This is a genomic window from Streptomyces sp. NPDC041814, from assembly GCF_055590565.1.
Genome location: NZ_JBVJAM010000013.1, coordinates 154758 through 181138 on the forward strand (window position 1 = coordinate 154758; position 26381 = coordinate 181138).

Annotated in this window: 22 protein-coding genes; 13 read left to right on the forward strand and 9 right to left on the reverse strand. The window is 73.0% G+C overall.

The window, feature by feature from the left end; all coding sequences use genetic code 11:
* Positions 1-50: 50 nt before the first annotated feature.
* On the forward strand, positions 51-2330 hold the full coding sequence (yicI, locus tag ACZ6C6_RS28745; protein WP_469206781.1) for an alpha-xylosidase: 2280 nt from the start codon (positions 51-53) through the stop codon (positions 2328-2330).
* 54 nt (positions 2331-2384) lie between these two features.
* On the opposite strand, the gene ACZ6C6_RS28750 is transcribed toward yicI, so the two are convergent.
* Positions 2385-2915, reverse strand: coding sequence for a DUF4232 domain-containing protein (locus ACZ6C6_RS28750; RefSeq protein WP_469206783.1), 531 nt, complete (start codon positions 2913-2915; stop codon positions 2385-2387).
* Between the two features lie 191 nt (positions 2916-3106).
* Here ACZ6C6_RS28750 and ACZ6C6_RS28755 point away from each other — a divergent pair, with 191 nt between their 5' ends.
* Both ACZ6C6_RS28755 and ACZ6C6_RS28760 read left to right on the forward strand, forming a co-directional pair.
* Positions 3107-3685 carry a TetR/AcrR family transcriptional regulator gene (locus ACZ6C6_RS28755; protein WP_469206785.1) on the forward strand — a complete coding sequence of 193 codons (579 nt, stop codon included), beginning with the start codon at positions 3107-3109 and terminating at the stop codon, positions 3683-3685.
* 21 nt (positions 3686-3706) lie between these two features.
* Positions 3707-4894 carry a GDSL-type esterase/lipase family protein gene (locus tag ACZ6C6_RS28760; RefSeq protein ID WP_469206787.1) on the forward strand — a complete coding sequence of 396 codons (1188 nt, stop codon included), beginning with the start codon at positions 3707-3709 and terminating at the stop codon, positions 4892-4894.
* Positions 4895-4968: 74 nt separating this feature from the next.
* On the opposite strand, the gene ACZ6C6_RS28765 is transcribed toward ACZ6C6_RS28760, so the two are convergent.
* The 3 genes from ACZ6C6_RS28765 to xylB form a co-directional block, all read right to left on the reverse strand.
* Positions 4969-5802 carry a hypothetical protein gene (locus ACZ6C6_RS28765; protein WP_469206789.1) on the reverse strand — a complete coding sequence of 278 codons (834 nt, stop codon included), beginning with the start codon at positions 5800-5802 and terminating at the stop codon, positions 4969-4971.
* Positions 5802-7073, reverse strand: a complete 1272-nt coding sequence (locus tag ACZ6C6_RS28770) for a VWA domain-containing protein (RefSeq protein ID WP_469206791.1) — start codon at positions 7071-7073, stop codon at positions 5802-5804. The genes ACZ6C6_RS28765 and ACZ6C6_RS28770 overlap by 1 nt, the downstream gene beginning before the upstream one ends.
* An 83-nt stretch (positions 7074-7156) precedes the next feature.
* Positions 7157-8647, reverse strand: a complete 1491-nt coding sequence (xylB, locus tag ACZ6C6_RS28775; protein ID WP_469206793.1) for a xylulokinase — start codon at positions 8645-8647, stop codon at positions 7157-7159.
* 229 nt (positions 8648-8876) lie between these two features.
* On the opposite strand from xylB, the gene xylA reads away from it, so the two are divergent.
* Positions 8877-10046: a xylose isomerase gene (xylA, locus tag ACZ6C6_RS28780; protein WP_469206795.1), complete on the forward strand. Its 1170-nt coding sequence runs from the start codon at positions 8877-8879 to the stop codon at positions 10044-10046.
* Between the two features lie 66 nt (positions 10047-10112).
* Here the strand turns inward: xylA and ACZ6C6_RS28785 are convergent, their stop codons facing one another.
* The 4 genes from ACZ6C6_RS28785 to ACZ6C6_RS28800 form a co-directional block, all read right to left on the reverse strand.
* On the reverse strand, positions 10113-11354 hold the full coding sequence (locus tag ACZ6C6_RS28785) for an ROK family protein (protein ID WP_469206797.1): 1242 nt from the start codon (positions 11352-11354) through the stop codon (positions 10113-10115).
* Positions 11355-11424: 70 nt separating this feature from the next.
* A complete protein-coding gene (locus ACZ6C6_RS28790) occupies positions 11425-12075 on the reverse strand; it encodes a DUF305 domain-containing protein (RefSeq protein WP_469206798.1) in 651 nt (216 codons plus the stop codon).
* The gene (locus ACZ6C6_RS28795) at positions 12072-12737 is read right to left on the reverse strand and encodes a DUF3105 domain-containing protein (RefSeq protein WP_469206800.1); all 666 of its coding nucleotides are present in this window, start codon (positions 12735-12737) and stop codon (positions 12072-12074) included. The genes ACZ6C6_RS28790 and ACZ6C6_RS28795 overlap by 4 nt, the downstream gene beginning before the upstream one ends.
* Positions 12738-12833: 96 nt before the next feature.
* Positions 12834-13253, reverse strand: a complete 420-nt coding sequence (locus ACZ6C6_RS28800; RefSeq protein WP_469206802.1) for a hypothetical protein — start codon at positions 13251-13253, stop codon at positions 12834-12836.
* A 114-nt stretch (positions 13254-13367) separates the two neighbouring features.
* Here ACZ6C6_RS28800 and ACZ6C6_RS28805 point away from each other — a divergent pair, with 114 nt between their 5' ends.
* The 9 genes from ACZ6C6_RS28805 to ACZ6C6_RS28845 all read left to right on the forward strand — a co-directional run bounded on the left by ACZ6C6_RS28805 (position 13368) and on the right by ACZ6C6_RS28845 (position 22941).
* Complete coding sequence (locus tag ACZ6C6_RS28805; protein WP_469206803.1) at positions 13368-14192, forward strand: LURP-one-related family protein; 825 nt, start codon at positions 13368-13370, stop codon at positions 14190-14192.
* Positions 14193-14312: 120 nt separating this feature from the next.
* Positions 14313-15989 carry an FUSC family protein gene (locus tag ACZ6C6_RS28810; protein ID WP_469206805.1) on the forward strand — a complete coding sequence of 559 codons (1677 nt, stop codon included), beginning with the start codon at positions 14313-14315 and terminating at the stop codon, positions 15987-15989.
* A complete protein-coding gene (locus ACZ6C6_RS28815) occupies positions 15986-16492 on the forward strand; it encodes a MarR family winged helix-turn-helix transcriptional regulator (protein ID WP_469206807.1) in 507 nt (168 codons plus the stop codon). Before ACZ6C6_RS28810 ends, ACZ6C6_RS28815 begins: the two co-directional genes overlap by 4 nt.
* 331 nt (positions 16493-16823) lie before the next feature.
* Positions 16824-18449, forward strand: coding sequence for a sensor histidine kinase (locus ACZ6C6_RS28820; RefSeq protein ID WP_469206809.1), 1626 nt, complete (start codon positions 16824-16826; stop codon positions 18447-18449).
* The gene (locus tag ACZ6C6_RS28825) at positions 18446-18853 is read left to right on the forward strand and encodes a roadblock/LC7 domain-containing protein (RefSeq protein WP_143619359.1); all 408 of its coding nucleotides are present in this window, start codon (positions 18446-18448) and stop codon (positions 18851-18853) included. Before ACZ6C6_RS28820 ends, ACZ6C6_RS28825 begins: the two co-directional genes overlap by 4 nt.
* The gene (locus ACZ6C6_RS28830; protein WP_018100233.1) at positions 18850-19221 is read left to right on the forward strand and encodes a DUF742 domain-containing protein; all 372 of its coding nucleotides are present in this window, start codon (positions 18850-18852) and stop codon (positions 19219-19221) included. Before ACZ6C6_RS28825 ends, ACZ6C6_RS28830 begins: the two co-directional genes overlap by 4 nt.
* Entirely contained in the window at positions 19202-19816 is a 615-nt protein-coding gene (locus ACZ6C6_RS28835) for a GTP-binding protein (RefSeq protein WP_469206811.1), read from the forward strand. The genes ACZ6C6_RS28830 and ACZ6C6_RS28835 overlap by 20 nt, the downstream gene beginning before the upstream one ends.
* A gap of 89 nt (positions 19817-19905) precedes the next feature.
* Positions 19906-21447 carry a cytochrome P450 gene (locus ACZ6C6_RS28840; RefSeq protein ID WP_469206812.1) on the forward strand — a complete coding sequence of 514 codons (1542 nt, stop codon included), beginning with the start codon at positions 19906-19908 and terminating at the stop codon, positions 21445-21447.
* Between the two features lie 141 nt (positions 21448-21588).
* Positions 21589-22941, forward strand: coding sequence for a 6-phospho-beta-glucosidase (locus tag ACZ6C6_RS28845; protein ID WP_469206813.1), 1353 nt, complete (start codon positions 21589-21591; stop codon positions 22939-22941).
* Here ACZ6C6_RS28845 and ACZ6C6_RS28850 read toward each other — a convergent pair.
* Entirely contained in the window at positions 22936-26316 is a 3381-nt protein-coding gene (locus ACZ6C6_RS28850) for a DUF4132 domain-containing protein (protein ID WP_469206815.1), read from the reverse strand. The two genes, ACZ6C6_RS28845 and ACZ6C6_RS28850, sit on opposite strands and share 6 nt — an antisense overlap.
* Positions 26317-26381 lie beyond the last annotated feature (65 nt).

A 26381-nucleotide genomic window follows, 5' to 3' on the forward strand; every position in this document is an offset into this window, starting at 1 on the left:
CCCCGCACCCTCCCCGTTCCCCCTCCCGATGCCCCCGGCAAGGAGTCCGCATGAAGTTCACCGACGGCTTCTGGCTCATGCGTGAGGGCGTACGCGCCTCCTACGCGACCGAGATCCGCGACCTGCGCGTCAGCGACGACCGGTTCACCGCGTACGCCGCGGTGAAGCGGGTCGCCGCGCGCGGCGACACCCTCAACACCCCGCTCATCACCGTCGAGTGCTTCTCCCCGGCCGAGGGGATCATCGGCGTCCGCACCACACACCACGCCGGAAAGGCCCGCCGGGGCCCGGACTTCGCCTTCCCCGGGCTCGACCCGGCCGGCTCCGGCGCCCGCACCCGGCAGGACGGCGGTATCACCGAACTCACCAGCGGTCCGCTGACCCTGAGGCTGGACCGCGAAGGCCCGTACGGTCTGACCTTTCTCGACGCGGACGGCCGCCGCCTGACCGGAGTCGACGCCAAGGGGACCGCCTTCGCCGCCACCCCCGACGGCGCCCACCACATGATCGCCCAACTCGCCCTGGACGTAGGCGAGAACGTCTACGGACTCGGCGAGCGCTTCACCCCGTACGTGAAGAACGGCCAGAGCGTCGACATCTGGCAGGAGGACGGCGGCACCAGCAGCGAACTGGCCTACAAGAACATCCCGTTCTACCTCTCATCGCGGGGCTACGGCGTCTTCGTCAACCACCCCGGCAAGGTGTCCTTCGAGGTCGGCTCGGAGTCGGTGGGGCAGGTGCAGTTCAGCGTCGAGGACCAGTCGCTGGAGTACTTCGTCGTCGCCGGGCCCACCCCCAAGGAGGTGCTGTCCCGCTACACCGCGCTGACCGGCCGCCCGGCGCTGCCCCCGGCCTGGTCCTTCGGGCTCTGGCTGACGACGTCCTTCTGCACCTCGTACGACGAGGAGACGGTCACCTCGTTCGTGGAGGGCATGGCGGAGCGCGAGATCCCCCTGTCCGTCTTCCACTTCGACTGCTTCTGGATGCGCGAGTACCAGTGGTCGGACTTCCTCTGGGACCCGGACGTCTTCCCCGACCCGGAGGGCATGCTCGCCCGGCTCAAGGACCGCGGGCTGCGGATCAGCATGTGGATCAACCCGTACATCGCCCAGAAGTCGGCGCTGTTCGCGGAGGGTGCCGAACTTGGCCATCTGGTCCGCCGCCCCAACGGTGACGTCTGGCAGTGGGACCTGTGGCAGCCCGGCATGGCCCTGGTCGACTTCACCAGTCCCGCCGCGCGCGAGTGGTACACCGGCAAGCTGAGGCTGCTGCTCGACCAGGGTGTCGACTGCTTCAAGACGGACTTCGGCGAGCGCGTCCCGACCGACGTCGTCTGGCACGACGGCTCCGACCCCGAGCGGATGCACAACTACTACGCGCAGATCTACAACCAGACGGTCTTCGAGCTCCTGGAGAAGGAGCGCGGCCACGGCGAGGCCGTGCTCTTCGCCCGCTCGGCGACGGCCGGCGGCCAGCAGTTCCCCGTCCACTGGGGCGGCGACTGCTTCGCCTCGTTCACGGCGATGGCCGAGTCCCTGCGGGGCGGCCTGTCCCTGTCGCTCTCCGGGTTCGGCTTCTGGAGCCATGACATAGGCGGCTTCGAGGGCACCCCGGACCCGGCGGTCTTCAAACGCTGGCTCGCCTTCGGCCTGCTCTCCTCGCACAGCCGGCTGCACGGCAACGTCTCCTACCGGGTGCCGTGGGAGTTCGGTGAGGAAGCGGTCGACGTCACCCGGAAGTTCACCCTTCTCAAGCACCGGCTCATGCCGTACCTCTACGGTGCCGCCGCCACCGCTCACCGCACCGGCATCCCGGTGATGCGGCCCATGCTCGTCGAATTCCCGGACGATCCCACGACCCGCACCCTGGACCGGCAGTACATGCTCGGCCCCGACCTGCTGGTCGCCCCGGTCTTCACCGAGGACGGGCAGGTCGAGTACTACGTCCCCGAGGGCACCTGGACGCACCTGCTCACCGGCGAGACGGTCACCGGACCCGGCTGGCGCCACGAGACCCACGGCTTCGACAGCCTCCCGGTCCTCGTCCGCCCCGGCGCGGTCCTGCCCTGGGGCGGCGACGACCAGCGGCCGGACGGCGACTGGCTGGACGGGCTCACGCTGCGGGTGTTCGGCGGCGGCGCGGAGGGGGACGGTACGACCGTCACCGTGCCGGACCACGCGGGCGCCACCGCCGCCACCTTCCGGGTGGTGCGCGAGGGCGGAACCCTCACGGTCACCTCCGAACGCATCGACCGCCCGTACCGCGTGGTGGCCGAGGCGACGGGGGCGGCGGGGGAGGGCGCGGGCACGGTGACGGTGCGGGGCGCCTGACCGGTGGTGCGGAGGCGGTGCGGCGCGAGGGGGCCGCACCGCCTCCGCCCCGCCTCAGCGCGTGCCCGCCTCCAACGCCCGGTCGGCGGCGCCCCGCGAGGTGTGCCAGAGCGTCGTCACCGGCTCCCACACCCGGATCCCGTCGGGCATGCCCAGGGCCTCCGCCCCGAACGTCACCCCGTAGTGGGCGGGGTCCGCCGCCACGGAGAGGCTGCTCACCACATGGCCCTCGGTCGTCCCCGGGGCGGCCGTGCGCACCGCCGCGTACCCGTGCTCGCCCGGGGACAGCACGTACGGGCCGCTCGTCGTCGGCGGTACGGGCTGAGCCGAGCCGTCCAGGCCCCGGAACGTGACGGTCGGGACGCGGTCCACGGCGCAGGCCCGGCCGCCCTCGTTGACCACGGAGATCCGGGCGGTGTTCTGCCGCGGCCCCGGTCCGGCGGAGACGCGGAGGTCCCGCTCCTGGCAGGACGCGGTCGCTCGGGCCGCCGCGGGGGCGGCGGTTGCCGCGGACGCTGCGGAGGCGGTCAGGGCCGTGGCGGCGGCGATGCTGACGGCGGCGGTGAGAACGGTGCACGGACGCATGGTGTTCCTCCCCTTGAGGCCGGTGGGAACCAGTCTCCGACAGTCTGAACCGTTCGCCGGAAGGATGGCGATAAATCAGACATATCGATCCGGCAACGTGCCGCGGGCCGCCGATCGCCTTGAGGTATTCCGGATTTGCCTAAAGCTATTAGGCGGGAGCATGATGGCCGTCCCCGGACGAGGAGACGACCATGGTGCGCGCGGGCCTGACCGCCGAACGTCTGACCAGGGCGGGCGCCGAACTGGCCGACGAGGTCGGCTTCGAGCAGGTGACCGTTTCGGCGCTGGCGCGGCGGTTCGACGTCAAGGTGGCGAGCCTCTACTCGCACCTGAAGAACTCCCACGACCTGAAGACCCGGATCGCCCTGCTCGCCCTTGAGGAGATGGCCGACCGGGGCGCCGCCGCCCTCGCCGGCCGGGCGGGTAAGGACGCGCTGAGCGCCTTCGGCGATGTGTACCGGGACTACGCCCGCGAGCACCCCGGCCGTTACGCGGCGGCCCAGATGAAGCTGGACCCCGAAGCGGCGGCCGCCAGTGCGGGCGGGCGGCACTCACGGATGACCCGCGCCATCCTGCGCGGCTACGACCTGACCGAGCCGGACGAGACGCACGCCGTACGGCTCCTGGGCAGCGTGTTCCACGGGTTCGTCAGCCTGGAGGCACAGGGCGGGTTCAGCCACAGCGCCCCGGATTCGCAGGTGTCCTGGTCACGCACCCTGGACGCGCTGAACGCCCTCCTGCGCAACTGGCCCGCGCCCTCCCACTCGTAACCCCGCGACCCAGGTGGAGCCATGAGCACCGACACGCCCGCATCCCTCCCGTTCGCCACCCCCGTCACCCCGGCCCTGCTGCGCGGTGCGCTCGATGTGGAGCGCACCGACGCCGGGCTGCTCCCGCACCGCCTGCCCGCCGCCGCCCGCGCCCAGGCACCGGACGGCCAGATCGCCCTGGCCGAGGCCCAGCCCTCCGGCGTACGGCTCGCCTTCCGGACCCGGGCCACGGTGGTCGAGCTGGAGGCGCGGCGCACCCGCACCGCCTACGAGGGCGTCCCGCCGAGGCCCGACGGCCTGTACGACCTGCTGGTGGACGGCGTCCTCGCGGGTCAGGGATCGGCGAGCGGGGGCAACGTCCTCAATGTCGACATGTCCACCGGGTCGACGGACTTCCGTTCCGGGCCGGTCGGGTCCGTGCGGTTCGACGGCCTCGCGGACCGCGAGAAGGACGTCGAGCTCTGGCTGCCGTACAACGAGCGCACCGAACTCGTCGCCCTGCACACCGACGCGCCCGTCGCCCCCGCCCGGGACACGGGCCGCAAGGTGTGGCTGCACCACGGCAGTTCGATCAGCCACGGCTCCGACGCCGCGAGCCCCACCACCACCTGGCCCGCGCGCGCCGCCCTGCTCGGAGGCGTCGAGCTGGTCAACCTCGGCCTCGGCGGCGGCGCCCTGCTGGACCCCTTCACGGCCCGCGCGATGCGGGACACCCCCGCGGACCTGATCAGCGTGAAGATCGGGATCAACCTCGTCAACGCCGACGTGATGCGCCTCCGCGCCTTCGCACCGGCGGTGCACGGCTTCCTCGACACCATCCGCGAGGGCCACCCGGACGCCCCGCTCCTGGTGGTCTCAGCCGTGCTGTGCCCCATCCACGAGGACACTCCGGGCCCCAGCGTCCCCGACTTCAGCCGCCTCGGCGAGGGCAGGGTGCGCTTCGCGGCGATGGGCGATCCCGAGGGCCGCGCCACCGGCAAGCTGACGCTCCGCGTCATCCGCGACGAACTGGCCCGCCTGGTGGAGCGGCGCTCGGCCGAGGACCCGCACCTGCACTACCTGGACGGCCGCGAACTGTACGGCGACGCGGACACGGAAGAGCTTCCCCTCCCCGACGCCCTCCACCCCGACGCCGCCACCCACCTCCGCATGGGAGACCGCTTCGCGCGCCTGGCCTTCGGGGCGGAGGGGGCGTTCGGGCGTTCGTGAGGCCCGGCCGTGCGCCCCGTAACGCCGCCGGACCGGCCCCCGAGGCGGGGACCGGTCCGGCGGTGGGCACGCCGTCAGGCGCTCGGCGGCACGTGGGACGGGCGGCCCCGGCCCCGGGTCACCGAGTAGCCGAAGACGCCCGCCAGCGCGGCGAGAACGCCGCCGCCGGCCGTCCACAGCCAGCGGCTGGTCCACCAGCCGGAGGACCAGCCGTCCTCCGGCTCACCGGCCGCCGCGACCGGTGCGGCGGAGGCGTCCGTGCCGTCGTCCGAAGCCTGCTCGGCCGAGGAGACCCCCGGGACCAGCGGCTTCGACAGGCTGCCGTCCACGTCGGCGGAGCCGCCCTGGTCCTTGGAGTTGACCTCCACCTCGGTGCGTACCGGCAGACCGAGGTCGTTCTGGGCCAGGTCCACGACCGTGAGGCGCACGTAGTAGCTGCCCGGCAGCGGATCGTTGGCCCACGGCTCGGCGTTGGCCCGGACGGTACGCAGCACACACGTCAGCTCCACCGTGGCGGCGTCGGCCGCGGCGGTGCCGGTCTGCTTGCCGTACATGCACGCCTGGCGGCGGCGCAGCCCGTCGTACACGTCGACCTGCCAGGTCTGCGCCCCGTGCCGGGTGGCGCTCTCCGGCAGGGTGACCTTCGCCGTCACCGTGGCGCGCTGCCCGGCGTCGGCCGGGAAGACCCAGTACAGGTAGTCGCCGGTCGAGGCCCCGGCGGTGGCGGTCTCGCCCTGCTGGATGGCCGTGGCGGTACGGAAGGTGGTGCCGGCCTCCGTGGGGCCCGAAGCGTCGCCGGAGGCGCTGGGGCTCGGCGACGCGTCGTCGGCCGCGGCGGCGCCCGCCCCGGTCAGTACGGCCAGGCCGGTCAGCAGCGCGCCCGCGAGCACACGTCTCGTACGGGACATCAGCGGGTCCTCCAGACAGCGATGCGCCAGCGCGAGATCCACCCGAAGAGCAGACCCACGATCAGGCCGGTCAGGGTGAGCAGGCCCAGCAGCCACCAGCCGCGGCCCAGGCCGAACGCGGCGACGTCCGCCGCCTCGTCGGGGGCGTCCACCACGTCGACGGTCAGTTCCAGCGGCATGCCGGGGGTGGTCTTCACCGAGGCGGGGGCCGAGAACGAGTTGCTGACCTGAAGGCACACGGTCTCCGCGGCCGGCTTGGCGTCGTCGTCGTCCCGCTCGGGCTTCGGGTAGCGCAGCCCGGACGAGATGGCGTCCGTGCGCCCCGTCCCGGACTCGGAGCCCCGGACGATCTCGCGGCCGTGCGTGGTCACCGCGCGCAGCAGCATCCCGTAGTCGTTGTTGACGGCGCGGTCGGCGAACACGCTGACGGATGCGCGCAGTTCCTGACCCGCGAGCAGCTCGACCTTGTACCAGCGGTGCTCGGCGAACTTCTCGCGGTCGGTGTAGAGGCCCGGCTTCAGCTCGGGTGCGTCCGTGCAGCTGTCGGCGCCCTTCGTGGCGACCGGGGTGACCACGGGCTCCGCCGCCCGGTCCACCAACTGCTTCACGCGGCCCGACAGTTCGTCGGTGTGCTGGACGGCGGTGTACGTGCCGCCGGTGGCCTCGGCGATGCAGGTCAGCTGCTGGCGGATCTTCGCGTTGGGCACCAGGCCCAGCGTGTCGATGACCAGGTGGATGCCGCGCGCCGCGATGTCGCGGGCGACCTCACACGGGTCGAGAGGTCCGCAGGTGTCCTCGCCGTCGCTGATCAGCACGATCCGGCGGGTGGAGTCGCCGCCCTCCAGATCGTCGGCGGCACCCAGCAGCGCAGGGCCGATCGGGGTCCAGCCGGTGGGGGCGAGCGTGGCCACGGCGGTCTTCGCCTCGGTGCGGTCCAGCGGGCCGACCGGGTACAGCTGCTTGGTGTCCTTGCAGCCCACCTTGCGGTCGTCGCCCGGGTAGTCGGCGCCGAGGGTGCGGATGCCGAGCTGCACCTGCTCCGGCACCGCGTCCAGCACCTCGTTGAACGCCTGCTTCGCCGCGCTCATCCGGGACTGGCCGTCGATGTCACGGGTCCGCATGGAACCGCTGACGTCGAGGACCAGCTCGACCTTCGGGGAGGCCTTCGTGGGGGTTTCGTCGGCCGATGCGGGCAGCGCCGAGCCGAGCCCGGCGGTCAGGGTGGCGAGCAGGATGCCCACCCCGACCGTCAGCCTTCTTCTTATGATCATCGCCGGATAGTAGTGAACATCAGTTCGCTATCCAAAACGGCTGATGGCCGCTGTACGTGCGCACAGCGGCCCTTGACGACCGATCAGCCCTCGCGGTCCCCGCCGAGCAGCGGCCCGGCCGCCCGCTCCAGTACGGAGCCGACGCGCTCCCACGCCGCCCGATCCCGCTCCACCGCCTCCAGAAGGACGTCCTCACCGGTGTCCCAGCCCGCCGCGACCGCCACCGGGTCCGCCCCCGTCGCCGCCGAAGCGGCGAGCGCCGCGGCGCCGAGCGCCACCAGCTCCCCGGCCCCCGGCACGATCACCGGCCGCCCGGAGAGCCGTCGTACGGTCTCCACCCACATGCGCCCCTGCGCCCCGCCGCCGATCAGCCGCAGCGGACGGCCCGTCACCTCGGGGTCCGCCGGGTCCAGACCGCAGGCCCGCGACAGCTCGTCGAGCGCCCGCAGCACGGTCACCACCGCGCCCTCGTAGGCGGCGCCGAGCAGTTGCTGCGGGGTCGTGTCGTGCCGCAGTCCGGTGAGGAGACCGGCCGCCGTGGGCAGGTCCGGGGTGCGCTCGCCGTCCAGGTACGGCAGCAGCACCGCCTCGCCGCCGGGCACGGCGTCATTGCGGTCCAGGCCCAGCAGGGCGGCCACCTTGTCCACGGCGAGCGTGCAGTTGAGCGTGCAGGCCAGCGGCAGATACGTACCGTCCGCCGCCGCGAACCCGGAGAGCGCGGCCGACGCCGGCCGGGTCCGGGACGCCGCGAAGACCGTGCCCGAGGTGCCCAGGCTCAGCACCGGGTGGTCCAGCAGCCCGCCGCCGCCCAGGCCGAGCCCGACGGCGGCACTCATGTTGTCCCCGGTGCCCGCCGCGACGGCGATCCCGGCAGGCAGCCCCAGCGCTTCGGCGGCCTCCTCCGTCAGCGAACCGATGCGCGCCCCGCCGCTCGGCGCCACCTCGGGGAGCAGCGCCGGATCGAGGCCGATGAGCTCCAGCAGCTCCGGGTCGTAGGCGCCGGTCGCGGTGGAGTACCAGCAGGTGCCCGAGGCGTCGCCCGGGTCGGTGACGGCCCGCCCGGACAGCCGCTCGGTCAGGAAGTCGTGCGGGAGGCGCACCGCTGCGGCGGCCTCGGCGGTCTCCGGCTCGTTCTCCCGCAGCCACTGCCACTTCGACGCGGTCATCGCGGCCACCGGCACCGAACCCGTGCGCGCGGTCCAGGCCTCCGGGCCGCCGAGCGCGGCGGTGAGGGCGGCGGCCTGCGGGGCGGACCGGGTGTCGTTCCAGAGCAGTGCCGGGCGCAGCGGGCGGCCCTCGGCGTCCAGGACGACCAGGCCGTGCTGCTGTCCGGCGACCGCGATGCCCACCACGTCCGCCGGTGTGATCCCGGACTCCTTCAGCCCGGCGGCGACCGCGTCGCGCAGGGCCTGCCACCAGACCTCGGGATCGCTCTCGCGCGCACCGCCCTCGCCGGTGACCACGTGCGGGGCGCGGCCGACGGCGAGGAGGCGGCCGGTGGCGGTGTCGGTGAACGCCGCCTTGGTGGACTGGGTGGAGCTGTCCACACCGATGACGACGGTATGCGGCGGCATGGCTGACCTCATTCGCTGATGTATTTGATCGTACGCAAAACAAATTACGTGATCGAACCCGTCCGGAACAGGCCCCGTTCCTGGATCACGGCAGCGGTGTGCGGACCGCTCGGCTCCAGGGGCTTTACGTTCACCGGGCTGCCCGTGCATGATTAGTCATGACAGTGAACAAATTGAGGTTCGGCCGCCCGACCGGCTGCGGACCCACGGCCCCGAAGGCGGCACCACCATGACGGAACGCTTCGCACCGACCCCCGAGGACAAGTTCACCTTCGGCCTGTGGACCGTGGGCTGGCAGGGCCGCGACCCCTTCGGTGACGCGACGCGCGCCGCGATCGACCCGGTCGACTCGGTCCAGCGCCTCGCCGAGCTGGGCGCGTACGGCGTGACCTTCCACGACGACGACCTGATCCCGTTCGGCTCCTCGGACAGCGAGCGCGAGGGCATCGTCAAGCGCTTCCGCCAGGCGCTCGACGCGGCCGGTCTCGTCGTCCCGATGGCCACGACGAACCTCTTCACGCACCCCGTCTTCAAGGACGGCGCCTTCACCGCCAACGACCGCGACGTCCGCCGCTACGCCCTGCGCAAGACCATGCGCAACATCGACCTGGCCGTCGAGCTGGGCGCCACCACCTACGTCGCCTGGGGCGGCCGGGAGGGCTCCGAGTCCGGCGCCGCCAAGGACATCCGCGTCGCGCTCGACCGCATGAAGGAGGCCTTCGACCTCCTGGGCGACTACGTCACCGAGCAGGGCTACGACCTCAAGTTCGCCATCGAGCCCAAGCCGAACGAGCCGCGCGGCGACATCCTCCTCCCCACCATCGGCCACGCCCTCGCCTTCATCGAGCGCCTGGAGCGCCCCGAGATGGTCGGCGTCAACCCGGAGGTCGGGCACGAGCAGATGGCCGGGCTGAACTTCCCGCACGGCATCGCGCAGGCCCTGTGGGCGGGCAAGCTCTTCCACATCGACCTCAACGGCCAGTCCGGCATCAAGTACGACCAGGACCTCCGCTTCGGCGCCGGTGACCTGCGCCAGGCGTTCTGGCTGGTCGACCTCCTGGAGAACTCCGACTACACCGGCCCGCGCCACTTCGACTTCAAGCCGCCGCGCACCGAGGACTACGACGGCGTCTGGGCCTCCGCCGCCGGCTGCATGCGCAACTACCTCATCCTCAAGGAGCGCGCCGCCGCCTTCCGCGCCGACCCGGCCGTCCAGGACGCCCTGCGCGCCTCCCGCCTGGACGAGCTGGCCCAGCGCACCGCCGAGGACGGCGTGGCCGGCCTGCTCGCCGACCGCTCCGCGTTCGAGGAGTTCGACGTCGACGCGGCGGCCGAGCGCGGCATGGCGTTCGAGGCCCTGGACCAGCTGGCGATGGACCACCTGCTCGGCGTCCGCTGACACCACGGGCAAGGGGAGAGGGGGCGGACGCACACTGCGTCCGCCCCCTCTCCCGCTGTGTACGTCTCAGGCCATCGCAGGACGCGCGTACGCCACCGGGTCGGCCAGCACGTCCGTCATCACCAGCGCCGCCGCACCGCGCGCCGCGTCCCCCGCGACCGACGACGCGCGCAGCCGGCCGCCGCCGGGCGCCCAGAGGCCGGACACGACCCGGCCCGTCAGCTCCTCGTCGGCCGGCCCGGCCAGCCACGGCATCAGGTTCCGGTAGATCCCGCCGAGCACCACCGCGTCCGGGTCCAGCAGATTGACGGCCCCCGACAGCACCCGCCCCAGCATCCGCCCGGCCTCCGCGACCGCGCCGACCGCACGCTCGTCGCCCGCCCGCACCCGCTTCTCCAGCTCCGCGACCCCGAGCCCGCCGCCCCCGTCGACGCCGGCGGCCCGCAGCAGCGCCGCCTGTCCCGCGTACTGCTCCAGGCAGCCCCGGGAACCGCACCGGCACTGCGGACCGCTCGGGTCCACCACCACGTGGCCGATCTCCCCGGCGAAGCCGTGCGCCCCGCGCAGCAGCTCGCCGTCGATGACCAGCGCACCGCCCACCCCGATCTCCCCGGTGAGATAGAGGAAGCTGCGGATGCGCTCCAGGCCGCCGAACCACAGCTCGGCCAGGGCCGCCAGATTCGCCTCGTTCTCCGAGCGGACCGGCAGCTCCTGGTGGCCCGGGTGCTCCGAGGTCAGGGCGGCGGCGAACAGCTCCTCGGCCGGGACCTGGTTCCAGCCCAGGTTCGGCGCCTGGCGCACCGCGCCGCCCGAGACCAGGCCCGGCAGCGCCAGGGCCACGCCCACCGGGTGGAGCTCCTGCTCCCGCGCCGAGTCCAGGGTGCGCGCGGCGATCCGGGCCGCCCGGGCCAGCACCTCGGCGGGCGGGGTGCCCCGGTTGTCCAGGTGCTCGGTGAGTCGGACCCGGCCGGTCCCGGCGAGGTCGACCACGCAGACCGACACGTAGTCGATGTTGACCTCGACCCCGAGCCCGGCCGGCCCGGTGCGCGCCGTCTTGAGCGCGGTCCCGGGGCGGCCGGCCTGCCCGCTGAACGTCTTGCCGGACTCGGTCAGGAAGCCGGTTTCGAGCAGCTGCTCGACCAGCGAGGACACGGCGGCCCGGGTCAGCCCCACGCGCGCGGCGACACCGGCCCGGGTCGCCTCGCCCTCGCCCTCGTCGCGGACGGCCCGCAGCACGAGGCTCAGATTGCTGCGCCGGACGGTGTCCTTGTCGGCCTTGGGCCCCAGCGGTGTGAGGTTGCTCTTCATATCGGACCCGAGCCTATGCGATTCCGTACGCCAGTACGGTCGGGCCGGGGCCGCCCGGCCCCGGCCCGCCTCAGGACGCGGACGCCCCACGCTCCTTGAGCATGTCCGCCATGAGGTCGATCTCGGACTGCTGGGCCAGGGCCATGCCCGACGCCAGGTTCCTGATCTCCTCGGTCTTCGCCGCCGAGGCCGCCGCCCGAGCCATCTCGGCGCCCGACTTGTGGTGCGCGGTCATCAGCTTCAGGAAGAGGATCTCGGCGTCCCTGCCCTTGGCCGCCCGCAGCTCGTCCAGTTCTGCGTCGGTGGCCATGCCGGGCATCAGCGCGCCGTCACCGCGCGGGGTGAAGGAGTGCCCCATCCACGCCATCGGAGGCCCGGGGGAGCTCTTCGCCCGGCCCCACATCTCCAGCCAGCCCAGCAGCATGCCGCGCTGGTTGGCCTGGGTGTTGATGATGTCGAACGCCAGCCTGCGCACCGCCTCGTCCGAGGTGCGGTCCCGGACGATGAACGCCATCTCGACCGCCTGCTGGTGGTGGACCGCCATGTCCCGCGCGAACCCCACATCGGCCGAGGACTCGGCCGGCGCGGACGCGGACGCCGCCGCTGCCGGCGCCGACGTCGACGGGCGTACGAAGGTCAGCGCGATCAGCGCGAGAGCCAGCAGCAGCACCGCGCCGCCGGCCAGCACCAGGGGCCGCGAGGTGCGCGGGGCGGCCGTCACTTGGCGATCCCGCCGGTGCAGGCGGCGCCCGGCTCCGGGGTCTGCGGGCCCTGCACGTACTTCGTGAAGAACTGCGCGACGCGGGCGTCCGCGGCGCTCTTCACCGTGAGCTGCTTCCCCCAGGCGCTGAGCATCAGCGGTGCCGCCTGGTCCTCGACCGGGCTCATCAGCGAGTACGGCGTGGACGACACCCGTTCGTTCAGCTTCTTGATGTCGGCGGGCTTCGCCTTGTCGGTGTACGTGACCCACACCGCGCCGTGCTCAAGGGAGTGGACGGCGTTCTCCTTCGGTATGGCCTCGGTGTAGACGTCACCGTCGCAGTTCATCCACACCGGGTTGTGGTCGCCGCCGACCGGCGGGTTCATCGGGTAGTCGACCGTCTTCTCCACATGGTTCTGCGTGAGCTTGTCCCAGCTCTTCTCACCGGTGACGGGCGAGGTCTTGGCCTGCGCCTCGGCCTTGTCCTGCTCATCGGCCGCGTTCATCAGATAACCGCCCCCGACGACGAGGCCGGCGACCACCAGGACGCCGACGGAGAGCGTGATGACGCGGGAGCGGCGCTCACGGGCCCGCTCCTGACGGCGGGCCTCCTCCAGCTTGGCGCGACGGGCGGCGGCGGGGGTGTTCTGCTTGCCGGTGTTCTGCTTGTTGGCGGAAGCCATGACGGGTCCTTCGGTTCATCGGATCGTGGGACGGAGTGCTTACGGCAGGGGGAGCCGCCGCACCCGGGAAAGGGCACGGGGCGGCTCCCGGCCGTCCTAGGTCCGCTGAACCTGAAGGCGCAGGGGGTCGACCTCGCCGACCGCGTCGTTGGAGGGGCCCCGGATCGATCCGCCGCCGGTCAGGGGGCGGTGCGGGAGGAGCGCCACGGCCGCCGAAGGCACCGCCGCCGGACCCGGCTGGCCGGGCAGCACGACGGGCGCCGAGTGCTCCGGGGCGTCATGGCAGGAATCACCCACGCCCCGGTCGCCGGGGGCGTCGGCCACCACGACCCGGACCACCGTGAGGTCGGTCAGCGTCGCGAGGGCCGAGGCCGGGGCGTATTCGGGGGAGGAGTGAGGGCGTACGGACTGGGGTGCGCAGCACGAGACGAGCGCGACCAGGACGAACAGCCAGGCGAGCACGACCGGCGCACCGGTGCCGCGCAGCCGCTCCGCCACCTCGCTCACCCTGTTCATCCCGCACATCGTACGCGGCGCGTTGAAGTTTCAAGCAGTGCGTGGGGGAGCGGTGAACCTGTGGATCCTCGGGCGAGCGGTTCGATTCCAGCCATGGCGGGATAGTGTGCCTCGGTGACCACGCACTCGAACGTATCCGCGGGCTGGTATCCCGATCCGCACGGCGCCCCTCAGCTGCTGCGCTACTGGGACGGTTCCCGGTGGACGGAGCACACCCACCCCGCGGACGGGCAGGCCCAGGTCCCCGCGCAGCCGCAGCAGCAGGCCCAGGTGCCGCAGCAGCCCGCGGCCGTCCCCCAGCAGGGCCCCCCGCAGCACCCGCAGGGCGGCGCCCCCGGCGGCTCGCTCTTCGATCAGCAGGTCCTGGTCGTGAACCAGAAGGCCAAACTGATCGAGCTGACGAACGAGTACAGCGTCTTCGACCAGCACGGCAACACCATCGGCTCGGTCGTCCAGGTCGGCCAGGGCGCCATGCGCAAGGTGCTGCGCTTCCTGACCAGCGTCGACCAGTACCTGACGCACCGCCTGGAGATCCGGGACGCGCACGGCCGGCCGCAGTTGCTGCTGACCCGCCCCGCGAAGTTCATCAAGTCCCGGGTGATCGTGGAGCGCCCCGACGGCCAGGCGGTCGGCGAGATCGTCCAGCAGAACGCCATCGGCAAGATCAACTTCGCGATCATGGCCGGCGGACAGCAGATCGGCGCGATCAAGGCCGAGAACTGGCGCGCCTGGAACTTCGCGATCGTGGACCACAACGACCAGGAGGTCGCCCGGATCACGAAGACCTGGGAGGGGCTCGCGAAGACGCTGTTCACGACGGCCGACAACTATGTCCTCCAGATCCACTACCAGCTGCCCGAGCCGCTGCTGAGCCTCGTGGTGGCGACGGCCCTGACCGTGGACACCGCCCTCAAGCAGGACGCCCGCGGCCTCGGCTGAGCCCGCTCCCGTAGGTCCGACCGCCCGCGCCCCCCGTCCGGGGAGCGCGGGCGGCGTCATGTCCGGGGGCCGGTCTCGATCCAGGTGTTTTACTTGTGTAATACCTGTTAAAGTAAATGAGTGAGCGATACAACCATCAGGTCCCCCAGGCCCGCCGTCCGCAGGCTCCCGCTGACCGGCCCACTGCGTCTGAACCGGCCGTCCGACATGTGGTTCAAGCCCGCCACCAGCGTGGTCGTGGCCACCGCGATACCCAACCTGGTGCTGCTCGCCCTCGGCCGGCTCGACCTGGTGATGTACACGATGGCGGGCTCGCTGTGCGCGCTGTACGGCCACAACCTTCCGTACGCCCGCCGCGCCGGCACCGTCGCCGGAGTCGTCCTCGGCATGACCGCCGGCCTCGGCGCGGCCCTCGTCGTCGCCTCGCTCACCACGTCCACCGCCGTGCTCATCGCCGTCGGCGCACTCCTGGCCGCCGGGCAGAAGCTGCTCTGCGACGCGACCAGGATCGGCCCGCCCGGGCCGGTGATCTTCACCTTCGTGACCTCCGCCGCCCTCTTCGTCCCCCAGACGCTCGCCCAGGTCCCCGGCCACCTCGCCCTCACCCTCGGCGCGGGCGCCGTCGCCTGGCTCGTCGCCGTCGTCGCCCCCGCGCTCGTCCGCCGCGACGGCCCCGAACGCCGCGCCACCGCCCGCGCCCTCAACGCCGCCGCCGCGCACGCCGCCGCCCCCGGCCACGCCACCCGGCGCGCCGCCGTCGCCGCCGTGCACGCCGCGTGGCAGACCCTCCTCGCCGCCGGCCGCCCCACCCCGGCCCGCCGCGCCCTCGAACGCCTCGTCGTCCACGCCGAGGCCTCGGTCCTCGGCGGAACCCCCGACCCCGCCGAAGCGGGCCCGCTCCGCGAGTGGGCCCGGCTCACCCGCGCCCGGGGGCCCGTGCCCACCCCGCCGCCCGCCCCGGGCACCGGCGCCGACCTCTTCGGTCTCGACGCCGAACGCACCGCCCGTCGCGGTTCCTTCCGTGCGTTGCTGCGCGGCCTCGCCCCCGGCTCCCCGCTGCTCCCGGTCGCCGCGCGCACGCTCGTCGGCTGCGCCCTGGCCGGGTACGCCTGCTCGGCCCTGGGCGTCGGCCGCCCGTACTGGGCGATCGTCACCGCCGCATCGCTCTACCAGGCCAACGTCACGCTCTCCTGGAACCGCACCCTGCAGCGCACCCTGGGCAACCTCATCGGCGTCCTGGTCTTCGCCGCCGTCCTCCCGGTCGCCCGGACCGCGCCGCTCGCCCTCATCGGCTTCTGCCTCCTCTTCGCCTTCTCGGCCGAGGCGCTGATCACCCGCAACTACTGGCTCGGCTCCGTCGCCGTGACCCCGATGGCCCTCCTCGTCCTGGAGTACGCGGGCAGCCACCCGGCCGGTGAGCTGATCGGCGACCGGCTGCTGGACACCGTGATCGGCGCCGCCGTCGGCTTCCTCGCCGCCGTCCTCGTCACCAACCGCCGCGCCACCGGCCGCGTCGAACGCGCGCTGGCCGACGCCGAACGCGCCCGCGCGCACGCCGTGCAGACCCTCGCCGCTCCGGAGCCCGCGCCCGCCGCCCTGGACGCCGCCCGCCGCCGGCTCACCGGATCACTGGTCGAGCTGCGCGAGGCGGACGACGCCGCGGCCGGCGAGTGGTGGCAGCCGGAGCTGTCCCAGGAGGCGGTGCTCGCCGCCGAGCAGGCCGGACACCGTACGCTCGCGGCGACAGCGAAACGGCGGGGGCTGCTGGTCCCCGCCCAGGAGAACGGAGCGGTGTGACCGACGACATCGTCGCCTCGGTGGTCCGGCAGTGGCGGGCCGTGAACCCGGAGCTGGACACCGGGCCCATGGAGCTCATCGGCCGGATCAACCGCTGCTCCGCGCTGCTCCAGCAGGCCGAGGACGCCCCGCTGCGGGCGGCCGGCCTGACCCGCGCGGAGTTCGACCTCCTCGGAGCCGTACGCCGTACCGACCGCGAACTGACCCCCGGTGAACTGGCCCGGGAGACCTTCTCCTCCGGCGCCGCTGTCACCAAGCGGCTGCGGGTGCTCCAGGAGCGCGGCCTGATCGCCCGGCGCGGCGACGAGCGCGACCGCAGGGTCGCCTATGTGCGCCTCACCGGCGAGGGCCGCGATCTGGTCGACGGACTGCTGCCCCGGCAGCTGGCGTACGAACGCGCGGTGCTCTCCGGCCTCGACGCCGAGTCCCGCGACCGGCTCAGCGAACAGCTCAGCGAACTCCTGGTGCAACTGGAGGGGCGCATCGGCGGCGCCCGCCGCTGAGGGGTGTCCTGGAAGGCTCCCCCGGTACCACTCGTACGGGCGTCTTCGTTCATATGTGCCCATCCATCGCCCTGCGGGGCGATTCTTCCTTATTCCTCCGCCCCGTCACTCCCCGCACACGCCCGAAGGCGGTGCGTGCAAAAACTCGTGAGCGTACTCCTGCGGGAGCGCTCGCGCAGGGGGTTGGAGGAATGTGCGAAAGCGCTGATTCGATCTGACTAAGCTCACGCGCAGTGAAGCCGAGTTGAGGTGAATTCGCGCGCTTGTTCCCTATGTTCATGCAAGCGCCGAATCTCCGGAATACCTACCGAATCAACCGCCAGAGGTTCAGATGGCCCGTGTTGAATCACCGCCGGCCGGCAGGGAAGCCCCCGTCGCCCGCGCCCTGTTGCTTCCCGTCGTCGTGATGGCGGGAGCAACCGCCGCCGCAGCGGCGCTGGTTGCCGAGCCCGCGCGGATACCAGTCGTCTGGTGCGGAGCTTTCGCCACCGTCGTGGTCGCCGCGCTCGCCGTGGAGATCGCCCGGCGCGGCAGGACGATCCGCCGTCGGGAGACCGAGTACCGACAGCGCGTCACCGTCCTGGAACGGCGCATCGCCGACCACGACGAAGAGACCGTGCGCATCAGCAAGGAGCTGCTGCCGTCGGCCATCCACCGTCTGCGCGTGGGCAATTCGCCCGACGAGGTGCTGCGCGACGTGGTGGACTCCGACCCGGTCTACCGGCACCTGCCCGACTCCCAGCGCTCCCTCGTCTACACGGTGCTCGACATCATCGACAACGAGGAGGCGACCCGGGACTCCGCGCAGCGCGCCTTCGTCAACGTCGCCCGCCGCGTCCAGGCGATCGTCCACCGCCAGGCCAGTGAGCTCCGGGAGATGGAGGAGCACCACGGGCGCAACCCCGACGTCTTCGACGACCTGCTCCGCATCGACCACGGCACCGCGCTGATCGGCCGTCTCGCCGACTCCATCGCGGTCCTCGGCGGTGCTCGCCCCAGCCGCCAGTGGCCCAAGCCCGTACCGCTGTTCAGCGTGTTGCGCGGCGCCATGTCGCGCATCCTGGAGTACCCGCGCGTCGATCTGCACTCGATCGCCAAGGTCGCAATCATCGGCACCGCGGTCGAACCGCTCATCCACGCCTGCGCCGAACTCCTCGACAACGCCACCCGCTACTCGCCCCCGCAGACCCGGGTGCACGTCACCGCGGTCGAGGTGCAGACCGGCATCGCCATCGAGATCGAGGACGGCGGGGTCAGCCTCAGCGAGGAGGCCCGCGCCCGTGCCGAGAACATGCTCGCCAGGGCCCAGGCCGGGTCCAGCATGAACGACCTCGGCGAGTCCCCGCGTCTCGGCATGGCCGTCGTCGGCCGCCTCGCCCGGATGTACGACCTCCAGGTCTCGCTGCGGCAGTCCGCGTACGGCGGCGTTCGCGCCGTGCTCATCGTGCCCCGCGCCATGATCACCACCGGCCCGGCCCCCGGCATCGCCCACGGCATCGGCGCCACCTCACGGCCCACCAGCGACATCGACCTCGATGACATGAAGCACGTCGTGCCGCCCCGCGGCAAGCGCCGCAAGCCCAGCCCGGTGGCCGCCCGGCCCGCGACCGGCCCGGTGGTCTCCGAGCCCCGCCCGGCCGTCCCGCCCACCCCGGCCGTCGCCATGCAGGACGACGTGCCCATCGTGACCGAGTGGACCGCCGGCGGACTCCCGCAGCGCCGCAGCCGCGGCCGCGCCCCGCTCGGCTCGCACAACCTCCCCGCACAGGCCGCCGACCCCACCGCCGGCCGCACCAACGGCCACGGCCAGAGCTACGGCCCCGGCCAGGACAACAGCAAGGAACCGCCCCCCGGCATCTGGCTGGAGGCGTTCACCAAGGCCGCCAACGGCGTGCCTCAGGAGCCCAGGGCGGACGAAGGCTCTGACGACGCGTGGGACAAGGGAGATCAGCGGTGATCCAGCAGCGGGGCAACATGGACTGGATGCTCAAGGAACTCGCCGACGACGTCCCGGACATCCACCAGATCGTCGTGCTCTCCGCCGACGGACTGCGTATCGCCCAGCACGGCGGCGACCCCGACGTCGCCGACCGGCTCGCGGCGGCCTGCGCCGGCCTGCAGAGCCTGGCGGCGGCCGTCGCCTCCGAGATCCCGTACAGCGACGGCCGGATGAGGCTCGTCGTCATCGAGGTCACCGGCGGCTTCTTCTATCTGATGGCCGCGGGCACCGGCGCCTACCTCGCGGTGCTCGCCGGGGAGACGGTGGACGCCGGGCACGTCGGGGCCCGGATGCGCGACATGGTCGTACGCATCGGCGGACACCTCACGAGCCCGCCCCGCCACGACGGGCAGGCCGGATGAACTCTCCCCGACGAGAACGCCGCAAGGCCGACCCGGCGCTGAGCGATCCGGAGAGGCTCTACGTCATCACCGGCGATCCCGACGGCAGCGAGCGGGCAGCGCTCGACCTGGTCACGATGATTGTCTCGAAGTCGGAGCCGTCACCGACGGTGCAGCCCGAGCAGGCCGTGATCCTGCGGCTCTGCCAGGCCCCGTTATCAGTCGCCGAACTCTCCGCCTACCTCAGTCTGCCGTTCAGCGTGGTGACCTCGCTCCTCACCGAACTCCTCGCCACCGGTCTGATCGAATCGCGCGCGCCGATCGTCCGCGCGACGCTCCCGGACCGGTCCCTCCTCGAAGCGGTGATGCATGGACTTCAGAAACTCTGACACGATCACGGGCCCCCGCAGCGAGGACGTCCTGCCCACCACGGCCACCGCCGCGGTGAAGGTCGTGATCGTCGGGGGGTTCGGGGTCGGCAAGACGACCATGGTCGGCTCGGTCAGCGAGATCCGGCCGCTGACCACCGAGGAGACGATGACGCAGGCCGGCGTCGGCGTGGACGACAACTTCGGCGTGGAGAGCAAGACCGCCACCACCGTCGCCATGGACTTCGGCCGGATCAGCATCAGCGACGAATTGATCCTCTACCTCTTCGGCACCCCCGGCCAGGAACGCTTCTGGTTCCTCTGGAACGGGCTGTTCGAGGGCGCGCTCGGCGCCGTCGTCCTCGTCGACACCCGCCGCCTCGAAACCAGTTTCGACGTCATCGGACGCCTGGAGGAGCGCGGGGTGCCGTTCGTCGTCGCCATCAACACCTTCCCCGAGGCCCCGAAGTACCCCGTGGAGGCGCTGCGCGGAGCCCTGGACCTCCCGGAGGAGGTCCCGATAATCGACTGCGACGCCCGGCTGCGCGGCTCCAGCCGCGATGTGCTGATGACCCTGATGCGCTATCTGCACGGCATCGCCCGCCCGCTCGGCTGACCCCTCCCGCGCACCCTTCCCGAACCCGTTCCGCGCGCCCCCACCGCGCCCCCGACCGTCAGGCACCCCGCCCGACCCCTGGAGCGATCGTGACAACCCCCTTTCCCTACGAGCACGGCCAGGTTCCGCCCCCCGAGTGCCCGGCCCACGGCCTGGGCATCGGCCCCGGCGGCCTGCGCAGGCTCTACGGCCCCGAGGCCGAGCAGGACCCGCACGGCCTGTACGAGAGACTGCGCGCCGAACACGGCACGGTGGCCCCCGTCCTGCTGCACGGCGACGTGCCCGCCTGGCTGGTCCTCGGCCACAGCGAGAACCTGCACATGACCCGTACGCCCTCGCAGTTCTCCCGCGACTCGCGCCGCTGGCGGGCCCTCCAGGACGGCAGCGTCGCCCCCGACCACCCGCTGGCGCCGATCTTCACCTGGCAGCCGATCTGCGTCTTCGCCGACGGCGCCACCCACGAACGCCAGCGCGGTGCCGTCACCGATTCCATGGCCCGCATCGACACGCGCGGCGTGCGGCGCCACGTCAACCGGTACAGCAACCGGCTCGTCAACGGCTTCTGCCGGGAGGGCCGCACCGACCTGGTCGCCGAGTTCGCCGAGCGGCTGCCGATGATGGTCATGTGCGCCATCCTCGGCATGCCGGAGGAGTACAACGACCGGATGGTCGAGGCGGCCCGCGACATGATCAAGGGCACCGCCACCGCCGTCCAGAGCAACGCCTACGTGGTGGGAGCGCTCACCCGCCTGGTCGAGCGGCGCCGCCGCGAACCGGCCGACGACTTCGCGACGTGGCTGGTCGAGCACCCCGCGAACATGAACGACCAGGAAGTCGCCGAGCACCTGCGGCTCATCCTGATCGCGTCCTACGAGGCCACCGCCAACCTGATCGCCAACGTGCTGCGCATGGTCCTCACCGACCCCCGCTTCCGGGCCCGGCTCAGCGGCGGCCACATGACCGTCCCCGAGGCGGTCGAGCAGACCCTGTGGGACGAGCCCCCGTTCACCGCCGTCTTCGGCCGCTGGGCCGTCGGCGACACCGAGTTGGGCGGCAAGCACATCAAGGCGGGCGACGCCCTGATCGTCGGCATCGCACCGGCCAACACCGACCCCGTGGTCCGCCCCGACCTCACCGCCAACATGGAGGGCAACCGCTCGCACCTGGCGTTCAGCGGCGGCCCCCACGAGTGCCCCGGACAGGACATCGGCCGCGCCATCGCGGACGTCGGTGTGGACGCCCTCCTGATGCGGCTCCCCGACCTCGAACTCGCGGTGGACGAGAAGGAACTGCAGTGGGTCGGCAACTTCATGAGCCGTCACCTGGTGGAACTCCCCGCGGAATTCGCTCCCCGCTCCCCGCAGGACGACCGTGAGCCGCCCTCCATGGGCCGGCCCAACGCGGCCCGCCAGGACTGGGAGGTCCAGTCCGCCGTACGCCACACCGCCCCGACCCCGGTCCGCGCCCCCCTGGACGGGGCCCACGCGCCGTCGTCCGGCGCCCCGGCCGGGGCGACCACGACGGTCGACGGATCGGCGGACGCACTGTCCGGCCGGGTCCCGCGCCAGCGCAAGCCGGGCGGCCCCGCCCGCCTCTGGCGCGTCGTGACCCGCTGGTGGAACGGCGACTGAGGTCCCCGCTCCGGCCGGGCGGCCGACCGGTGGCCGGCGGCGGACACGACGCCCCGTCCACCGGTCGGCCCCGCGCCCCGGCCTCGCGGACCGGCGAAGATCCGCCGGACGCCCCCGGGGCGACACGTACCATGCGGAAGCGTGAAGCTGACAATTCTGGGCGGCGGCGGATTCCGGGTTCCCCTGGTGTACGGGGCGCTGCTCGCGGACCACGCCGAGGGCCGGGTCACGGCCGTCACCCTCTACGACACGGACACCGACCGGCTCGCCGCCGTGGCCCGGGTCCTCGCCGAGCAGGCCGGGCCCGTCCCGGACGCGCCCGCCGTCCACGCCACGACCGACCTGGACGATGCCCTGCGCGGCGCCGACTTCGTCTTCTCGGCGATCCGCGTCGGCGGCCTCGCGGGCCGGGCCGCCGACGAACGCGTCGCGCTGGACGAGGGCGTCCTCGGCCAGGAGACGGTCGGCGCCGGCGGCATCGCGTACGGGCTGCGCACCGTGCCGGTCGCCGTCGACCTGGCACGGCGCATCGCGCGGCTGGCCCCCGACGCCTGGGTCATCAACTTCACCAACCCGGCCGGGCTCGTCACCGAGGCGATGTCCCGGCACCTCGGCGACCGCGTCATCGGCATCTGCGACTCGCCCGTGGGCCTGGGCCGCCGCATCGCCCGGGTCCTCGGCGCCGATCCGGACCTGGCCCGTGTCGACTACGTCGGGCTCAACCACCTCGGGTGGGTGCGCGGGCTGTACGTCGACGGACGCGACGAACTCCCGCGGCTGCTGGACGATCCCGGACTGCTGGGCTCCTTCGAGGAGGGGCGGCTGTTCGGCGCCGACTGGCTGCGCTCGCTGGGCGCGATCCCCAACGAATACCTGCACTACTACTACTTCAACCGCGAGGCCGTCCGCGCCTACCAGGAGGCCGAGCGGACCCGGGGCGCCTTCCTCCGCGAGCAGCAGGAGGGCTTCTACGGCCGGATGAAGGACCCGGCGAGCCCGGCCCTGGCGACCTGGGACCGCACCCGCGCGGAGCGCGAGGCGACCTACATGTCGGAGAACCGGGACGTCGCCGGGGCAGGCGAGCGCGAGGAGAGCGACCTCGAATCCGGTGGCTACGAACAGGTCGCCCTCGCCCTCATGCGGGCCATCGCCCGGGACGAGCGGACCACCCTGATCCTCAACGTCCGCAACCGGAGCACTCTTTCGGTGCTGGACGCGGACGCCGTGATCGAGGTCCCCTGCCTGGTCGACGCCAACGGCGCCCTCCCCGTCGCCGTCGACCCCCTGCCCTACCACGCGGTGGGCCTGGTCACCTCGGTGAAGGCCGTCGAGCGCGCGGTGCTGGAAGCGGCCGGGAGCGGATCGCGCGCGGACGCGGTCCGGGCCTTCGCCCTGCACCCCCTGGTCGACTCGGTCTCCGTCGCCCACCGCCTCGTGGACGGCTATGTGAAGGCGCACCCGGGGCTGGCGTATCTGGGGGCCGCACGGTCATGACGCGGCGTCCTCGGTGAGCGCGGTCAGGTCGGCCAGCAGCTCCGACGCGGTCACCGCGTCCAGGGAGCCGAACCGCAGGTCGTGACGGCGGCTGTGCCAGTAGTCGTCCGGTTCGACGTCGAGCCAGACGGTCTCCAGCGTCTGCTCCGGGTAGACGTCGACCGCGCCCACCGCGATGCCCCCGCCGAGAGCGATCACCAGGTGGCGGTTGTCGCCCAGCCGCTTGGAGATCCAGCGCTCCACCCCGTTGTCCTCGGGATTGCCGCGCTGCCAGCCGTACCGCTCCAGGCCGAGGACCTTGCCCGTGGGCACCGTGAACCCCTCGAAGCGCCGGAGGCGGTGTCCGGCGGCCTCCTCCTCGGTCAGGGCGTACACCGGGCGCCCGAGCTGGGGGAACGGCTGCACGATCGCGTACTCCGCGAACACCTCCGACCAGCCGGCCACCGCCTCGCCCAGCCGCAACGGGTGCGGCAGCCGCACGGTCGCCCCCTCGGGCAGGGCGAACTCCTCGCCCCCGACACCGGCGAAGCCGCGGTCCTCCGCCACCCGGAACGCCGTCGTCGCCCCGTCCGCCTCGCTCAGCCACACCAGCCTGCGCACCAGGTGCCACACCAGCGGGTGGCCGACGAACAGCTCCCTGAACTCCCGTGCCGTCCAGGAGCGGTCCGCCAGCATGGCGGCCTCCAGCCGGCGCACCTGGTCGGAGGCGATCGCCCGCACCTCCTTCTTCAGGGCCGCGAACCGCTTCCGCTCGGCCGGGGCCAGCTCCGCGTCGTCCCGCGCTCCCGGCTTCGGCAGGTCCTTGCGGAGCTTGCCGTCGCCGTCCCGGACGTAGGGCCGCAACTGTGCGTCGAAGCCCACGGTGAACGTGCGGCTGCCGTAGTCCACGACCGTGGAGCCGTCCGCGTCGAGACCGAGATCCGGGACGAGCCGGTCCGCGAGCTGTTCGCCCGTCAGGCCGAGACCCGCCGCCACCTCGGCGATCTTCTCCGTGGCCCGCGCCTTCAGGGCCTTGAACCGCACGCGCTGCGCGATGGTGTGCAGCTGGAGCAGCGCCGCGTCGCTGCCGATCGCCGCGAGGACGTCGAGCCCCTCCACCGCCCGGTGATGGGCGTTCTCGCCGGGCCAGGCGCGGATGACCGGGGCCAGCCGGTGCACCGTGCCGTCGTCGCCCAGCACCCCCAGGGCATGCAGGGCCCAGGTCTCCTTGGCGGGCAGGAGCGCGGCGCGCCACTGCTCGAAGAGCGCCCACGCGAACTCGGCCGCCGAGGCCGCGTCCACCGCCCGGATCGCCTCGGCCAGCCCCGGATACGGTTCGCCGGGCGCGGACACGGCGAGCATGGTCAGCAGATGGCGGACGGACTCCGCCGGCAGCGCCCCGCCCGACGCCACCGCGAGCTGCGGCAGCAGCACCGGGTCCGCCCACCGGGGGAGCTCCGGCATGGTGGTGGGCAGCGCCCGCTCCAGCGGATCCGCGGCCAGCAGCCCGGCCACCGCGGCCGCCGCCTTCTCGCCGTACCCCTCGGCAGCCGCGCGCACCACCGCGTCGCCGTGCAGCCCGGCGATCAGCAGCAGCGCCTGCTCGGCGGCGCGGCGCGCGGCCCCGGCCCTGCCGACCGCGTCCGGCACGAGCAGCGGCGCCGCCCGGACGCCGTGCCGCTCGAACCACGAACGGGCGACGGCGGCGGTGGACTTGAGGCGCACCGCCCAGTCGGCCATGTGCCGGGCCACCCGCGCGTCGACGTACGGCATCAGCAGCGGGGCGAGCGAGCTCGGCCGACGGGGCACGACGCGCAGCAGCAGGGGCAGGGCGCCGAGGCCGAAGCGGGCGGCCACCGGCTTCAGCGTGTCGGCGGCCTCCCACACGTCGGTCGGGTCCCAGGTGTCGAGCAGGGGCGCGACGCGCTCCTCGGGTCCGTGGACATAGACCCAGGCGGGGCGCAGGTCCGAGGCGTCGAGCCCGTAGCGCAGCGAGTCGAGCGTCTGCTCCCAGTCGTCCACCGCCTCGCGCCGGGTGTACCAGCTGCTGGTGGCCGCCCACTCCTCCCGCTCACCGGCCGCCCACAGCACGGCCTTCCCCTCGTCCGGCGTCAGACCGGTGACGGTGAGAGGGCGCGCCGCGGTCCGCCGCCGGGTCCACGGCGGCGCGGTGAGCACGGCCGGAAGGGCGTCGGCGGGCGCGTCCGCGAGGTGGCCCGCCGGGTGCAGCAGGGGCTCCACGACGGCGGCCGGCTCCTCGTCCAGTGTCGGCAGCACCCGCTCCACGAGGGGGCGGTGCCGGGCGATGTGCGTGCGGAGCAGGCCGGAGGCCGAGGCGGCCGGAAGGTCCGCCCGGTCGCGGGCGTCCGCGGCGAGCAGCCGCAGCGCGCGGGCCGGGAAGCGGTCCATCGCGTCCAGGAGGGCGGGGCGGACCTGCTTGTTGTCCGCGTGGGCGAGCAGGGCGCCGAAGGCGTCGTCGGTGGGGAACTCGGCGAGTGCCTCGGCCAGCTTCTTCATCCCGTCCGCGTAGAAGTAACCCCGCTCCAGCGCCTCGGTGAGCATGGGCACGATCGCTGTTCCGATGCCCTCGGCGGCCGTGGCGATCACGGCGGGGGACCGGTCGAAGCCGGGGACGGGCGGGTAGAGCGCGGCCTGCTCCGGTGCGTCGAGCGTGCAGAAGATCAGGGAGAGGAGTCCGGAGCCGAGCTTCCCGGTCGTCTCGGGGCGGGCGCAGAGCTCCGCGACCCAGCCGGACTCGCTGGGTGCCAGGTAGGCCGTGATGATCTCCCGGTGCGGGTCGGTGCGGCACACGGAGAGCGCGTCGACGGTGGCCCGGTACGTCTCGTCGTCCGCGGCGGCGAGCAGGGCCCGCACCCGGTCGGCGGCGATCCGGCCGTAGTGCCCGGAAGAGGTCTCGTCCGCCGCGAACCCCGCCTCCAGCCAGGCGTCGTAGCGGTGCGTCCCGCTCTGCATGTAGTGCGGCCGGATCATGAACAGCTCCACCGCGGCGCGGGCGGCGAACGGCAGTCCGTGGAGCCGCACCCAGCTGTCCGCCCACGCGTTCCCGGGCGGTGCGTACATCCCGACCATGACGGCCACCGCCGCCGCTCCGACGGGTGAGGGGTCCCCGCTCAGATGCCGGCGTACCTCGGCGACCAGCGCGGCGTCGCTGCGCGGCGCGTCCAGATACTCCTGGATCCAGGCGTGCTCCTCGACCGTCCGCTGCGCGACCGCGTCGACCAGCTTTTTGTCGACCCGGGCCGGCGTCCGCGCGATGCCCCCGCGCCGCGGGTGGACCAGGCGCCGCCAGCCCTCCGGGAAGACGAACGTGTCCTCGTCCGTCCCCGCCTCCCCGATCTGCGACGCACCGCCCTCGAAAGGCTCCACAGCACGCACCGGACCGCCCCCTTCACACCCGTTGACCCCGTATTCCACGGGTCTCGATCAGTGGTTCCACAGTA